Source organism: Pseudomonas sp. IT-P100 (assembly GCF_949767185.1).
GTDB classification, from domain to species: Bacteria; Pseudomonadota; Gammaproteobacteria; order Pseudomonadales; family Pseudomonadaceae; genus Aquipseudomonas; species Aquipseudomonas fluorescens_B.
Map to the genome: position 1 here is coordinate 132,752 of NZ_CATKQK010000057.1, position 14,608 is coordinate 147,359.

8 protein-coding genes and 1 pseudogene are annotated in these 14,608 nt (G+C 50.8%); 8 read left to right on the forward strand and 1 reads right to left on the reverse strand.

Annotated features, from left to right (window positions below; translation table 11 throughout):
• Window positions 1–217: 217 nt before the first annotated feature.
• The 5 genes and pseudogenes from ACM6IQ_RS27460 to ACM6IQ_RS27480 all read left to right on the forward strand — a co-directional run bounded on the left by ACM6IQ_RS27460 (window position 218) and on the right by ACM6IQ_RS27480 (window position 6,224).
• Window positions 218–1,111, forward strand: a complete 894-nt coding sequence (locus ACM6IQ_RS27460; RefSeq protein WP_414880304.1) for a TnsA endonuclease N-terminal domain-containing protein — start codon at window positions 218–220, stop codon at window positions 1,109–1,111.
• Window positions 1,104–3,269, forward strand: coding sequence for a transposase (locus ACM6IQ_RS27465; RefSeq protein WP_414880305.1), 2,166 nt, complete (start codon window positions 1,104–1,106; stop codon window positions 3,267–3,269). Before ACM6IQ_RS27460 ends, ACM6IQ_RS27465 begins: the two co-directional genes overlap by 8 nt.
• Window positions 3,266–4,702 carry an ATP-binding protein gene (locus ACM6IQ_RS27470; protein WP_414880306.1) on the forward strand — a complete coding sequence of 479 codons (1,437 nt, stop codon included), beginning with the start codon at window positions 3,266–3,268 and terminating at the stop codon, window positions 4,700–4,702. The genes ACM6IQ_RS27465 and ACM6IQ_RS27470 overlap by 4 nt, the downstream gene beginning before the upstream one ends.
• Before the next feature lie 25 nt (window positions 4,703–4,727).
• Window positions 4,728–5,195, forward strand: a pseudogene (locus ACM6IQ_RS27475) (TniQ family protein); the annotation flags it as partial.
• A gap of 216 nt (window positions 5,196–5,411) precedes the next feature.
• Complete coding sequence (locus ACM6IQ_RS27480; protein ID WP_414880370.1) at window positions 5,412–6,224, forward strand: TnsD family Tn7-like transposition protein; 813 nt, start codon at window positions 5,412–5,414, stop codon at window positions 6,222–6,224.
• An 11-nt stretch (window positions 6,225–6,235) separates the two neighbouring features.
• On the opposite strand, the gene ACM6IQ_RS27485 is transcribed toward ACM6IQ_RS27480, so the two are convergent.
• Window positions 6,236–7,054 (reverse strand): hypothetical protein, encoded by an 819-nt coding sequence (locus ACM6IQ_RS27485; protein ID WP_414880307.1) that lies wholly within the window; start codon window positions 7,052–7,054, stop codon window positions 6,236–6,238.
• 760 nt (window positions 7,055–7,814) lie between these two features.
• Here ACM6IQ_RS27485 and ACM6IQ_RS27490 point away from each other — a divergent pair.
• The 3 genes from ACM6IQ_RS27490 to rmuC are packed head-to-tail and all read left to right on the forward strand — an operon-like array spanning window position 7,815 to window position 14,587.
• Window positions 7,815–9,293 carry a sigma-54 interaction domain-containing protein gene (locus ACM6IQ_RS27490; RefSeq protein WP_414880308.1) on the forward strand — a complete coding sequence of 493 codons (1,479 nt, stop codon included), beginning with the start codon at window positions 7,815–7,817 and terminating at the stop codon, window positions 9,291–9,293.
• A 48-nt stretch (window positions 9,294–9,341) separates the two neighbouring features.
• Window positions 9,342–12,722, forward strand: a complete 3,381-nt coding sequence (locus tag ACM6IQ_RS27495) for a DEAD/DEAH box helicase family protein (RefSeq protein ID WP_414880371.1) — start codon at window positions 9,342–9,344, stop codon at window positions 12,720–12,722.
• Window positions 12,723–12,730: 8 nt separating this feature from the next.
• On the forward strand, window positions 12,731–14,587 hold the full coding sequence (gene rmuC / locus ACM6IQ_RS27500) for a DNA recombination protein RmuC (RefSeq protein ID WP_414880309.1): 1,857 nt from the start codon (window positions 12,731–12,733) through the stop codon (window positions 14,585–14,587).
• The last annotated feature ends 21 nt before the right edge of the window (window positions 14,588–14,608 follow it).

The following is a 14,608-nucleotide window of genomic DNA, read 5'->3' on the forward strand; positions in this document are numbered from 1 at the left end:
CAAGTAAATAAACCTTGTCACAGCGGAATAAAGATTGTCACGGTTGCTACCCTACGCCGGGGTAGCAACCGCAATCATCAATCAGGTTCACGATCTTTTGTGAGGTTGTGATGCTATGTACCCTGCGTTGCGATTCGACAGCATGGGTTCCCCCCTCTCTACCAGCAATGCTCCTTACGGGGCGTCGGCAAGTCATTTAGGTAGTCCGGTTAGCCAGATGAGCCAGGTTAAATTGTCACCTCGCAAGCCAGTGCGCTCGAAGGTCATCACACAGGAAAAGATAGATAAACGGATAGCCGCCGGCGATGGCCAAGGGGTCAGAGAAGAGTACATTCCCTGGATCAAGGTGAGGGCATTTGCATCGCGCGGTACTTCGCACATTGTGCCAGGAGTGAAGATCCATCGAGCTCACCACCTGCTTTCGAATGCCGAGTACCACTACCACGTGATACTTGAGCATGACCGGTCAATCATTGATATTCGGGAGCAGTTCCCCCTGCTGTCTGCTGCCGAAACCCATGCGATCGCCTCGAGCTTGAACGTCCGGCCGCCGGTTTATCCTGGGACTTCCGTACCTCTCGTGCTAACGACTGATTTTCTAATCACCCAGGTGGACAGTGCGGGTAAGGAACGATTGGTTGCGAGATCAATGAAGTATGCAAAAGAGATCGAAGAAGCCTCGAAAACCGAGCAGGACAGATTGCTCGAAAAACTCGAGATTGAGCGACTTTTCTGGGCAAGAAGAAATATTGAGTGGAAGTTGGTTCTCTACGAAAGACTTTCGCAGGTCAGAATTAGAAATCTGTTAATTCTTAGAAGCTACGCGCTTATCTCTCCAGTAATTATGACTGAAAAAAATATACATCGGATGGCAGAGGTTATCTCCACGGCGAGAACCGATGAGATACCGTTGAAGACCCTTTTGATCAAAATTGCGAAATCTCTGTATATGGAATACATGGCAGTGAAGTGCCTATTTTTCCACATGCTTTGGGTCGGGAGACTGAGGATTGACCTGAATTCAAAGATCATCGAGCTATCGAAGCCTCTGCATGTGGAGGTGATGAGCTTGAGTGAATTCTCTTCGGGTGAGGTTACCTGTCATGCTTAATTTCAAAAACAATGCCATCGTTTCTCCTGGCGAAGGGTCACAGCTACTGGAACACCCGGTGAGGGTTCTGGGGTTTAGAGACAATCACGCTGTCGTCATCGAACTTTCCTCTAACCCGCGAAAGCCTTGGGTGGTAGAGAAGCAATTGCTTGCTGGAGAAATCGAAAGCGGGGCCTCGGTTCTAAATGTTGAACTGCCGCTCCATTTTATGATTCGCCATGAAGATGAGTTGAGCAATCGAGAAAAAAGCAGTCGCGAGAAAAGCTGGAATTTAATCAAGGATATGGTCGAAGGCAAGTCACCCCTAGATGTTCTGACCTCCAGTTTCGGTGCAGATGTAAAAAAACATGCCGAAGTGAAGGGAGTTGATAGAAAGCAAATCTATCGGCTGTTGTTTAGGTATTGGAGTATGGGACAGGTTAAAAATGCTTTCCTGTGGAATACATCCAACTGCGGTGGAAAGGGTAAACCTAAAAGTCGAGAGTCCGGCATCATCCCTGGACGTCGACCAAAGTATCGCGGCGTCGTCGTTGAGGACGGTGCGGTTCTTCTAAATGAGCGCCACCTGTCTGCGATCAAGTTGGCGTATAGCCGTTATGCGAGCGGGAAGTGCGGGTCTATCCGAGACTGTTTCTCTTGGATGTTGAATAGATTCTATAGAACAGTCGCCGCAGATGGCTCCAAGGGCGATGTTGTAAGGGGTAGCCATCCCAGTATGGGGCAGCTCAGCTACAACGGGAAAAAATTCTTTGATGCGTTGTATGTCCTGAAGGGGCGTCGTGGTGGGATTCGCTGGAACAAAGATTACAGGCCTCTGTCTGGCGAAGCGGCTCAGGATCTTTCTGGTCCCTGCCATCGTTTCGAGATCGATTCAACCATTGCAGATGTCTACCTCGTCCACCGAGTTAATAGGAACTGGCTGATTGGACGGCCAGTGCTATATGTGGTCGTTGATAGCTATACGCGGATGATTGTCGGCATTCATGTGGGCCTTGAAGGGCCAAGTTGGAATGGCGCCAGGCATGCGTTATTCAATGCATATACCCCCAAAAAAGAATTCTGTAAGCGATATGGGATTGATATTGAAGAGGCCGAGTGGCCATGCTCCCATTTGCCTGTCGAGTTAACCGCGGACCGGGCAGAGTTACTCAGTAAAGCTGGTGAGGTCATGTGTAACACCTTGGGCACCGTCCTAAATATACCTCCGCCTTACCGGCCAGATTGGAAAGGTATCGTCGAAAGTCGTTTTCGTTTGATCAATGAAAGACTGGATCTAAAGTTCATTCCGGGTGGAGTGGATGCTCGGCGACTGGAACGGGGGGACCGGGACTACGAGCTCGACGCAATCCTAGATCTTGATGAGTTCACCCAAATGATCATCGCGGGGGTACTGGCTCATAACAAGAGCCTGCAGCTTCCTCATCTGCTGACGCCAGCGATGATGGCGGATGATCTTGAACCTACTCCAATCAACATCTGGAATTGGGCGATGGAACACAACATGGTCAACACGAAGGTTGTCACACCGGCGGAGTTAAAGATCGCGCTGTTACCCTCGCAGGAATGCCGCATTACTCGCGCTGGGATCCAGTTCCAAGGTGTTCTCTACACCTGCGAATTAGCTCAGCGGGAAAACTGGCTTGCGCACTCGCATAATTTCCAGAGCCGGTATGTCAGGGTCTGGTACGACCCGAACTCAATTGAAAACTGTTGGATCAAAAATGGCGCCGAGTTTCAACCAATGACCATTGTCCCTCATCAGGCGAAAAGGTACGCCGGCTACCGAATGGAGGAGGTCGTCGATATCCTCAGCATTACTCGGCAGGTTTCTCCAGATTCAAAATCTGAGTCGTTGAATGACGCCGCTAAGCTGAAGGATCTCCAGGAAACGATTCTCAGTGAGGCCAAAGCCAAGAAGGATCGAGCGGGAAGTCCGAAATCCAAAGCGGACTTCAAAAGCAGAAAGCAGGAAAAGCGCAGCACTGAAGTGCAGGTTGAGCGGGATAACCATACGGCTGATCTGAATCAGCTTCGGTTTGTCGAAAACACGCAGCCGCGTGTGGAACGCCAAGCACCAATTCGCCAAAAGACCGGTTCGGTAAGGAGTGCCGCTTTTCTCAAGCTGATCGTTAGTGAAACTCAGGAGGTGGACGAATGAACATTCCATCTTTTGCTAATGCAACCTACGTGAAGACAGGAATGCCGCAGTACGATGGGAATCCATTGATTGAATGCCTGCCGGCGATTCTTACTGATATCGATGTGGTCCGAAGCATAGGGAATCTACCACCCAAGCCTACTCCTGCGGAGCTCGAATTTAGCCCAAAATTGCGGGGGCACGGTATAAATAGGCTGAAAGACGTAGTGATCCCGCTGGATATTCATCTGGAGCTAGAGGATTGTTTTAGCCAGTTGATCCGATATGGCTACACCGCCCGAAATCCATTCAGTCAAGAAACAGTCAGGTACCGTCAGGCTCCATTAGGTAACGTAGGGCGTGCTGGTTTCAAGTCCTCTGCCAACATCATGACACTAATTGGGTTGAGCGGAATGGGTAAGACAACCGCTCTAGATGCGATTACCAAACTTTATCCACAAGTTGTGAGCCACAGTAAGTATGGGCGTCAGGTGTTCATCCAAACTCAGGTGGTTTGGTTAAAAATCGAATGTCCCCATGATGGGTCGTTGCGCGGGTTTTGCGCTGCGTTTTTTGCGTCCCTAGACAATGCACTGGGCATTGAAAAATACTCATCGCTCAGCGTGAGTCGGTCCAGCGTAAGCGTGATGCTGCAGCACATAAGTCAACTGTGCAAAGCCTTTTTTGTTGGGGCTCTGATCATTGATGAGATGCAGCATTTGAACTCTTCGCGTGGAGGTACAGACCGGGAGAAATTACTTAATTTCTTTGTAACGCTTTCAAACGATGCAGGTGTCCCACTGGTTTATGTTGGGACAAATGCAATGCTGCCACTTTTCTCTGGTGTGCTGCGAAACGCTAGGCGTGCCGTAGGGATGGGTGAGATTACCTTTGACAGGTTCAGCGAGGGCGATCCTTTCTGGGAGCTTCTTGTCACTCGCCTCTGGGAATATGATTGGACAGGATCCGCAACGCCGCTGAACGATAATCTCCTGAGTAAAATCTACGACCTCTCTCAGGGCAACACAGACTTCCTCGTCAAGCTGTTGATGCTGGCACAGCGGTATGTGTTATCCGAGGCGCTTGAATTCGTCAGTTCTGACGTGCTTCAACGAGTTTACGATACTCAGATGAGAATGCTCCACAAGCCGATCGAAGCTTTACGTAGTGGAGATCCGCTCCAAATCGCTGACTTTGAAGACATGATGCCTACGAAAGATCAGGTCACTCAGATGATGAACCATGATCTTGCACGCCGTGCTAAGCGGGCGGACTTTGCTCTAGTTGCGCAAGCTATTCCTTCGGTGGTCAAACAACCGATCCCCAAATCTCCAGGCAGGGCGGTCGCTGCTGTGTCCACCGATACACTTGAAAATGTCCATCTTGACAAAAATGTGGATGTACAAGGAGAACTGCTTAAGCGAGGTTGGATTGATGAAACGCCTGATTGGTGAGCCCTCTTAATACAGGGGAAAAGAGATGGAGCGTTTGTTGGCTTTCCCCAAACCATTGCCGGACGAGTCGCTCTACAGTGTCGCAGTGCGTTACCACCGAACTATGGCCAATGATAGCTATCGTAAAACTAGTTTGGATTTGTTCGGGGCATATTCACGGACGTGTGGATCCACTCTACCGTGCTGCCTTGGGCATCTATCGGCGCGATTAGGAGGTCTTTACTCTGTCCAAGAGCTCGTCGAGGCTCAAACTTTGCTGCCGCTCTACAAACCCTTTCTACAGGATGGCAAATACGAGTCAGCGGTTCGGTGGATGGAAGGGGGGATAGGGACTGGACTTAAAATGAGCATGGGGATTACTGCCTCTGGGCTGCTGAAGCATGAGTCTTTCCGGTACTGCGAAGCATGTGTACAAGATGACATCCAGGACTTTGGGGTGCCCTATTGGCATCGCATTCACATGGCCGCGGGTGTCTGTGCTTGCCCACATCATGGAAGCGCCCTTCGTTCTGTACATTTTCCTAGTAGGTCGGACTGGCGTTGTATGCTTCTACCTGGTGAGTGCCTCAGCACGCCAGTTACGAACACATATGGTCTCCGAGTTGCCACACACATTGCGGAAATGCAGTTTTGGGGACTTAGCCACTCGTCATATGTAGCCGATTTGGTGCATCAGGGGTTCCTTAAATCGCGGCTCTTAGAGTTGGGGATGCTCAAAAAAGATCGGTTAATTGAAAAGGCGATCAAGGCCCATGTGGAGCGTAGGTTTTGGGATGCTCCACAGGAAAATGATTATCTAACGGTTATTGGCGATAGTGGCTGGGTACTACGACTTTTGCGCCCTCGTGGGCAAACAGTTCAACCATTTCGTTTTTACTTTTTATGCTGGTTATTGGGTGCGACGCTCGATGATCTGAGTGCATATGAGTCGGAACCTCCTGAAAAGAGGACTCCTAGCACTGCTCCGAATTTAGCTAGAAAGACAGTAGCCTCCGAAAAGGAAATTGCTGTACGACGTCGACTGTTTACCAGCGACTGCCATGAGAGATGTCACGAAAAGACTGGGTATTATTGGTTGTATCACAATGATCGGGGATGGCTCAAAAATTACTTGAACACTCATCAGCATCGCCGGATTCGTAAACCGCGCGTGGATTGGAAAGTAAGGGATACTGTTCTCTCAGAAGATCTTGTGACCGTCCATCGTAAAATAATGTTGCAACAGGGAAAACCAGTAAAACTTACGAAGTCGGCTATAGTCAGGAGCTTACCTTACCACTTTGATTTTTTGCGTCAACCCGCTAATTTTCCAAAAAGTATGAGAGTTATTCAGCGATTGATTGAAACGGAACATGATTATCAAGTGCGGAAAATTAGATGGGCTATGGAACAGTGTCACCGAAATAAATATTATGGGTTAACTTCGGTTTTGCGTATCGCCGGAATCCGGGTGCGGCGTATCTCCGATAACGAAATTAGAAAAATAACTGATCCGTGGATGGTGTGTGAGTCAAACTACTGATATATACGTATCTATCGTTTCTTTAGCTCATCCATCATCGATATCCGAACAGGTTTGTCACTCAGAGCATTTAAGTATGCCTCAGCCGTTTGGTACGCGAGAAACCCAATAGCAGAACAGATATCGGTACTAGTTCTAAAGAACGACTCGGGTGTCAAAATTATTCCTAGTTCTTTTCTTGTATGCTCTATCAATAACTCAAAGTCGTCATCGTATTTAATGATCTCCATTAATTTTAGCTTGGTTTTTATTGTTTTATTTACGTGATAAGCTTCGAAGTGTCTGCCGTCATATTTAAGAAGTTCGCTGGTAAATACGGAGTAGCTATGTTTTGTTGAACCAACCTCTCTAGGTGAGAATTTATAGGAATTGCAGCACTTCATATAATCACATATTTTATGTTTTGTTATTTTTTTTAAGCAGGTTGGACATTTGTCAAAAAGTTTAGATCCATGCACGCTGCAAACACTAACTGTAGTTGGTAAATGTCTGCAATGAATATAAGCTGTGCCGTATTGCTCCGCATTTTCAACTACGCAGTCGAGACATATTTTCCAAAAATGAACTGGTGTATAAATAGTTCTAATTAAGTTGCGACCAAAAGCTTTCGTAAGAGGGAATATCGTGTTTTCGTAAAGAACTTCCCGTGTGACACCATGTTCGATGAATAGCTTAGGAAATATCACGTCATCGCTTTGTGAGTTTCTATCTTTTCTAGGTATGTTTTTTATTAGATATTCAGCTTTGCTGGAATAATTGTTACCTATAGATTCGTTGCCTCTTTTGATACCTGATGCTACATATTCGCCGGGTAACGGGTTGTATATCACGAACGGACCTTATTTTTGGTTTTCGAAAACTCCTAAGGGCGCATTCTCGCAGAACTGATTCAGCGTTAAAACTAGTTACGTTGTTTGATTTTTGATCAATAGCTTTGCAACAGTGGACGTTGACGAGCAGCTGTTATTGACCGATTTTTTGGAAAAGCAGCTCCTTACGTAGCGTGGTTGGCACTAGTTTATAGATAAAATTTGTATTCGAGCATCGGGGTCGAATTCTCGGTTTCAGCCTGCTGCGGTCGCAGCGCGAAACTCCATGTAACTCTTTCAACCAAAACACAGGCCGTGCGTTCTGGCACGTCTAGGTTGCGACTTTTCACCACGGGCTACTTAGGTAATTGCATAGACCTGTCCTTTCCGCTTGCATTCAACCTGTCCAGTCATTTGTACCGGATTGGAGCTATAGGCGAGCCTCTCACAAATTATGAATTTCTCCATAATTGTGCATAAAGTTGTTTTATTAGCATTTTCTGCCAATTATGTAGTTTAAGTCGGGTTACGAAATCCAGATTTCCCTAATATAACACCATCCTTGTGTTCGTCTTTGCTCTTGACTCGATAGCAGCCTGCGCTTAGGCATTCGATTTACTGTACTCATCTCGTCTTGCATAAGTCCTTTTGTCGATTGCTGATTTTGCGTCGTATCAAGACCCAAAACGATTGATGGTTTACTATCCAAGTCGCGAACCAGAGCACATTTTTCCCCAGCCTGTTAATGGGCAAGAGGGAGGCCGGGAGTACATGGACAGTGGTGAAAAAACAACGTGTGCTGGCCAGTTGGGTTGGCGGGAATGATCTCAACGCAGTTTCAGGCGGTGAGGCTGGCCCAATTCTGTCAACGCTAAAAGCTGTATCTGCCGATAGCGTCCAGTTGCTTTGCTCGTATCCCGCGGAGCGCGTTGAGCCCTATCTTGCCTGGCTCCGCCATCAGGTCGATGTGCCGATCACTGCATACTATGAAAAATTATCGTCCCCGGTCCATTTCGGGGAGATCTACCAGGCAGCTAATCAGCATTTAAAACGTCTGAGTGTTCCAGGCGCTCAATTGTCTATCCTGCTCAGCCCCGGTACACCCGCCATGCAAGCGGTGTGGATTCTTTTGGGTAAGACTCGCTATCCGACAACCTTCTACCAATCCTCCCTTGAGCAAGGCGTCCAGCAAGTTGAAGTGCCCTTTGAAATCGCGGCTGAGTATGTGCCCGCGGCTAATGCGATCAGCACCGATAAGCTCCTCCAGCTTGCAGGGCTAGACGCGCCAGTGGATGCCGCCTTCGACAGTATCGTCACGCAAAGCGAGCGCATGCTCGCTCTTAAGGCTCAGGCGCAGATTCTGGCACTGAAGCAGGTACCTGTACTGATTTACGGCGAAACCGGCACTGGCAAAGAGTTGTTTGCCAGAGCGATTCATAATGCTGGACCGCGTTTCGAGGGATCTTTTATCGCCGTCAACTGCGGCGCCATTGCTCCTGAGTTGATCGATTCCACATTGTTCGGCCACAAGAAAGGTGCCTTCACGGGGGCGGTGGCGGAACGGGCGGGCGTTTTTCAGCAGGCACACGGCGGTACGCTGTTTCTGGATGAATTCGGGGAACTGACGCCACATGTGCAGGTACGCCTCTTGCGAGTGCTACAGGAGGGCACCTTCACCCCAGTTGGGGCGAGTCAGGAACTAAAAGTTGACGTGCGGCTGATCACTGCGACTCACCGCAATCTAATGCAGGAAGTTGCACAAGGCCGCTTCCGTGAAGATCTCTTCTACCGTATTGCCGTTGGCGTTTTGCACCTCCCGCCCCTCAGGGAGCGGGAGGGCGATCTGCTTTTGCTCTCTGAGAAGTTATTGTCTGGTATTACTAGCCAAGACCCCAGTCTCGGCGATAAGAAAATTTCCGCAGAAGCAAAAAATCTTATCCTTCAGCACCCTTGGCGTGGCAATGTCCGTGAGCTGCAATCCACGTTGCTCCGCGCTGCTCTATGGTGTCGAAGTGATCTGATAGCTGCTAGCGATATCGAACAGGCACTGTTCAAATTACCACAAACAGATGCTGATTTATTAGTCGCGGATGTTTCGCAAGGTATTGATGTACAAGAGATAATTTCTGTAATTGCGGTCCGGTATATACGTAAGGCGCTTGCGATAACTGGGAACAACAAAACTCGGGCCGCCAGCCTGCTAGGCCTTAAAAGCCAGCAAACGCTGAGCAACTGGATGGATAAATACGGCATCGAATAAAACTGGCACGGTCCTCGCTATAGGATCGATATGGACAGAATAGCCTTTATGAAATCACTTAACTTCGAGTTCCTTCGCACCGGCAACCAGCTGCTGGCCAACTTGGCTGGCCTTGCTGAAGCGGTGCTGCACATTGATCCCGGCAGCGCCCTCACCCGGTTACGCAGCTTTGCCGAAGAGCTGACCAAAACCATCTACAAAGAAGAACTGCTGCCGCGTATGCCGCAGTCGAGCTTCTATGAGTTGGTGAAAGGCTCCGTGTTCAATGATTGCGTCAGCAAATCGCTGGTTTATCAGATTAACTTCCTGCGTATTCAGGGTAACGACGCTGCTCATGGTGGCGAGGGCGATTTGCGCAATGCCAAGCTGGCTTTGAATGCAGCGCATGAGCTTGCCAAGTATATGGCTGTAAAATACTACGGCGTTACTCAGGCGGCGCTGCCGGAATTCATTGAGGTCAAGGATCCGACCGCTGCGCTGAGTCAGCTTCAGCAATCAGTTTCCACCTATGAGAAAGAACTGCAGAAGCAGCAGGAAGAGCTGCAGCGAGTTATGGACAAGCTGGAGCAGGAGCGCACCCGCAACCTCGACAAGCTGGACCAGCCTGCCAAGCCAGATCAACAAAAGCGTCAGCAGCAGAGTCAGAAAGTTGCCGACAGCCTGCAATGGAATGAAGCCAAGACCCGCGCACTGCTGATCGACGCCATGCTTCTGCAGGCCGGCTGGGATGTCAGTAACCCGGCTCAGGTCGGCCATGAAGTGGAAGTCGACTTCCCCGGAAACACGTCCGGCAAGGGGCGTGCGGATTACGTACTATGGGGTGACAACGGTCAGCCCCTGGCCGTGATCGAAGCCAAGAAGTCCGGCAATGTCAGTCTGCAGGCAGGGCGCGAACAAGCTCGTATGTACGCCGACGGCTTCGAGCGCATGGGCATGCAGCGCCCGGTGATTTTCTACAGCAACGGCTACGAAACCTTCATCTGGGACGACAAGCAGTACAACACCTATCGCCCGGTGTACGGTCTCTACAGTAAGGACAGCCTTGAATACCTGAACTACCAGCGTCAGTACCGCATCGCCGAGCTGGAAAAACACAACCCCGAGCTGAGCATTGCCGACCGGCCATACCAGATTGAAGCAATCAAGACTGTTGCTGCGCACTTCCAAAAGCAGCGCCGCAAGGCGCTGATCATCCAGGCCACCGGGACAGGAAAAACCCGTGTGGCCATTGCCTTGGCCGAGCTGCTTCTGCGCACTGGTTGGGCCAAACGGGTGCTGTTTCTCTGCGACCGTAAGGAGCTTCGCGTGCAGGCTGATGAGGCCTTCAAGCAGAATCTGCCTAGTGAGCCGCGCTGCGTGATCGGTGAAACCAACAAGGTGGATCAAACCGCACGTATCTATATCGCAACCTACCCGGGCATGATGAACCGCTTCGCTCAGCTCGATGTGGGCTTCTTCGATCTGATCATTGCTGACGAGAGTCACCGCACCATCTACAACAAGTACCGCGACCTGTTCGATTACTTCGATGCCCTACAGGTTGGCCTCACCGCCACTCCGGTGAAGTTCATCAGCCGCAACACCTTTGATATTTTCGACTGTGAAACCACCGATCCAACCTTCGAGTTCGGTTTGGATGCCGCCATCAACAACGAACCCCCTTACTTGGCACCGTTCCGTGTACGTGACCTCACCACCGACTTCCTGCGCGACGGAATCCATTACAACGACCTAAGCGATGAGCAGAAGCGCCAGCTGGAAGATGACCTCGGCGAGGAGGAGGCCAAGCGCACCACCATTGCAGGCAAGGACATTGGTCGCAAGATTTTCAGTGAGGACACCGATCGCATTATCTTGGAAAATCTGATTAACAACGGCATCAAGGATGAGACCGGTTCACTGGTCGGCAAGACCATCGTCTTCGCCCAACGCCAGGACCACGCCGAGCATCTGGAAAAGCTCTTCTGCAAGCTCTACCCTCAGTATGGGGCCAAGGTTTGTAAGGTCATCCACAACGATATTCCGCATGTGGACACCCTAATCAAGGAATTCAAGAAGCCGGATAACCAATTCCGCATCGCCATTTCGGTAGACATGCTCGACACCGGTATCGACGTTCCGGAAGTGGTCAACCTGGTATTCGCCAAGCCTGTCAAATCCTGGGTCAAGTTCTGGCAGATGATAGGTCGTGGCACGCGTTTGAGGCCTAATCTGTTCGGCACTGGTAAACATAAAAGCGAGTTCCTGATCTTCGATCACTACGGCAACTTCGATTTCTTCGAGCAGGATTACCAGGAACCGGATGACACCGGCGGCAAATCCCTGCTGCAAACCACTTTCGAAGCTCGTCTGGAGCTTGCCCAGGCCGCACTCCGTCAGAATCATGCAGCAGCGTTCGACGCAGCCATTGAACTGCTACGTGCAGACATCAATGACCTGCCGGAAAACAGCGTGGCGGTGAAGCGCGAGCTCCGTGTCGTCCACCAGTTGCAGCAAACCAATCTGTTGCAACAGTTCGATGCTAAAACCCAGCACCTGCTCAGCAATACCATTGCCCCGCTGATGTCGGCCCGGGTGCTACGCGACAAACACGCCACGGCGTTGGACAAGTTGATTGCTGGCATCCAGCGTTGCCTGGTCGAGAAGGCCAGCTGTTTCGATGATGGCAAGATCATCCTGCTGGCCGAGTTGGACAAGCTTGCGGTCAACATCCAGGCCGTGCGTCAGAAGGATGTTCTGATTGCCGAAGTGCGCAGCGCCGGTTTCTGGCAGAACCCGAGCATCGGCAAACTGGAAAACGCACGCAAAGAACTTCGCGGCATCATGAAATACCGGCAAACAGGAACCAGCACGGGGTACGGTATAGACACCACAAAAACCAGGGATGACAACGTGCAGGGCGGGGAGCGAGCGGTGTACATCGCCGGTGCCAGCGAAGCGATGATCTATCGCCGTCGCCTCAAGGACATTCTCGACGGCATGCTCGCGGCTAACCCGACCCTGCAGAAAATCCACAAGGGCGAACCCATTGCAGAACCGGAGCTGAAAACACTCACGTCGACCATCCTCACGAGCCACCCCGGCGTCAGTCTGGAAGTGCTGAACGAGTTCTACGGTCGCACGGCAGATCAGCTCCAGCTCACCGTGCGCGAGATCATCGGCTTAGATGCGCAAGCCATCGAGGAACATTTCAAGAGCTTCCTCCACGCCCATCCCAGCCTCACCGCCCAGCAGGTGCGCTTTATGAACCTGCTTAAAAACTACATCTCTCAGCATGGCAGCATCATCGTGGAAAAACTCTACGAACCCCCGTTCGATAGCATCTCCCACGAGGGTATCGACGGTGTCTTCGCGCCTGCCGATGTCACCAAGTTAGTGGCTGTACTTAAACCCTTTTTACGCGGGAATACCCCGCCTAGCAGCCTCTAGGAGTAATCATGCTAGCCAGCCAATGGACGACAGAAATTATCGTGATCAGCGTAGCGCTCGCCATTGCCAGTGCGGTGATTGGCTTCTTCATCGCGGCCCTGCGGCAGGGGAGGCAGGTCAGCATGCTGACTGCGAAGCTAGAACAGGCACAGCAAGGCCAAGCGGTTGCTGATGCCCAACAGACCGCACTGCGAGGCCAGCTCAAAGCAGAAGAAGCGCAAGGCCATAACCTGCAGGTGGAGCAAGGCAAGCTGCAGACACAACTGCACGCTGCAGCCGATACAGCGACACGCCTCTCTGCTGACCTGCTGGCAAGCAAAGGCACAGGCGCGGCATTGCAGCTGAAACTGGAAGAGGCGAACCAACATCATCATGAGACAGCCAAACGCTTGGAAACGGCCCAGGCTGAAGTGCGGGGCTTTCAAGAGCAGGTCGCTGAGCTGCGAGAGCGGCTTACGGCTGCAGAAACGAAAAACGCGTCCATGCAAACTGAGCGCGACGGTCTGAAGGACGAGCTGGCGAGCGAAGGCAAACGGGCTAAGGCGCTAGAAACCTCCGAACGAGAAGTGCGCGAGCAACTTGCAGAGGCCAAGCAAACGCATGCCCAGCAGATAGAGTCTTTCAACCAGTTACAGGAACGTCTGCATAAGCTCGGTTCCGACCATACCGAACTCAAAACTACCCTACAGAAACGTGAGGAGCACTTTCAGGAGCAGATGACCCAATTGTCTGACACCAAGAAGTCGCTCACCCAGGAATTTGAAAACCTGGCCAACAAGATCTTTGAAGAGAAAGGCAAGACATTCACTCAGACCAGTCAAACCAGCATCGACGGTCTACTCAAGCCTTTCCGCGAACAGATCGAGGGTTTTCAGAAGCGTATCAACGACGTGCACGACGCCTCTCAGCAGGGCAACACCAGCCTCAATGGTGAGATCAAAAAGGTTCTTGATATCGGCCTGCAAATGAGCAAAGAGGCAAATAACCTCACTTCAGCTCTCAAGGGCGACTCGCAGCAGCGCGGCGCTTGGGGTGAAGCCCAGTTGCGTAGGACGCTTGAAATGAGTGGCTTGATTGAAGAAGCACACTTCGAGGTACAAAGCGCCTTTAAGGATGCCGAGGGTAAAAGCAAGCAGACCGATTACCTAGTAAAAATACCGGATGGTAAGCACATCATTATCGACAGTAAGGTGTCCCTGAACGCTTATGATCGCGCTGTCGGCGCTGAGTCACCCGAGGCATACCAACTTGCTATGGCCGACCACATCAAAGCCGTGCGCAAGCATATTGATGACCTTGCATCCAAGGATTACACCAACCTCGTTGGCATGCGCAGCCCCAGCTTTGTGCTGATGTTCATGCCTATCGAGCCGGCCTATATCGAGGCTATGAAGCACAACAAGGATTTGTTTGAGTACGGCTACAAGAAGGGCATCGTGCTGGTCTCGCATACCACCCTAATTCCCATCCTGCGCACGGTTTCCAACCTTTGGATGATCGAACGCAGCAACGCCGAGGCGCGGGAAATCAGCGAGAAGGCTGGCGAGATCTACAACCAGGTCTGCACTGTGGCTGAGCGCCTCGGTAAGCTGGGCGGCACGCTCAATACCGTAAGCAACCACTACAACGAAACCGTCAAGGCACTGGCCGGTAAGCAGGGTCTTTACGGCAAAGTGGAGCGTTTCAACAAGCTCTCAGCCAAAGTCAGCAAAACTCTGCCGGCGCTGGAGCCTACTCACATGGACTTTGAAAGCGAGCGGCTGTCACTGATTGTCGAAGCCATCGACGAAGATCCAGCGGCAACCGAAGCTGTACAGCTACTTGCCCAACAATCATCCGAAGAAGAGCTGGCTGTCCAGCTCTGATCTCCAAATTTCTGAATTAGA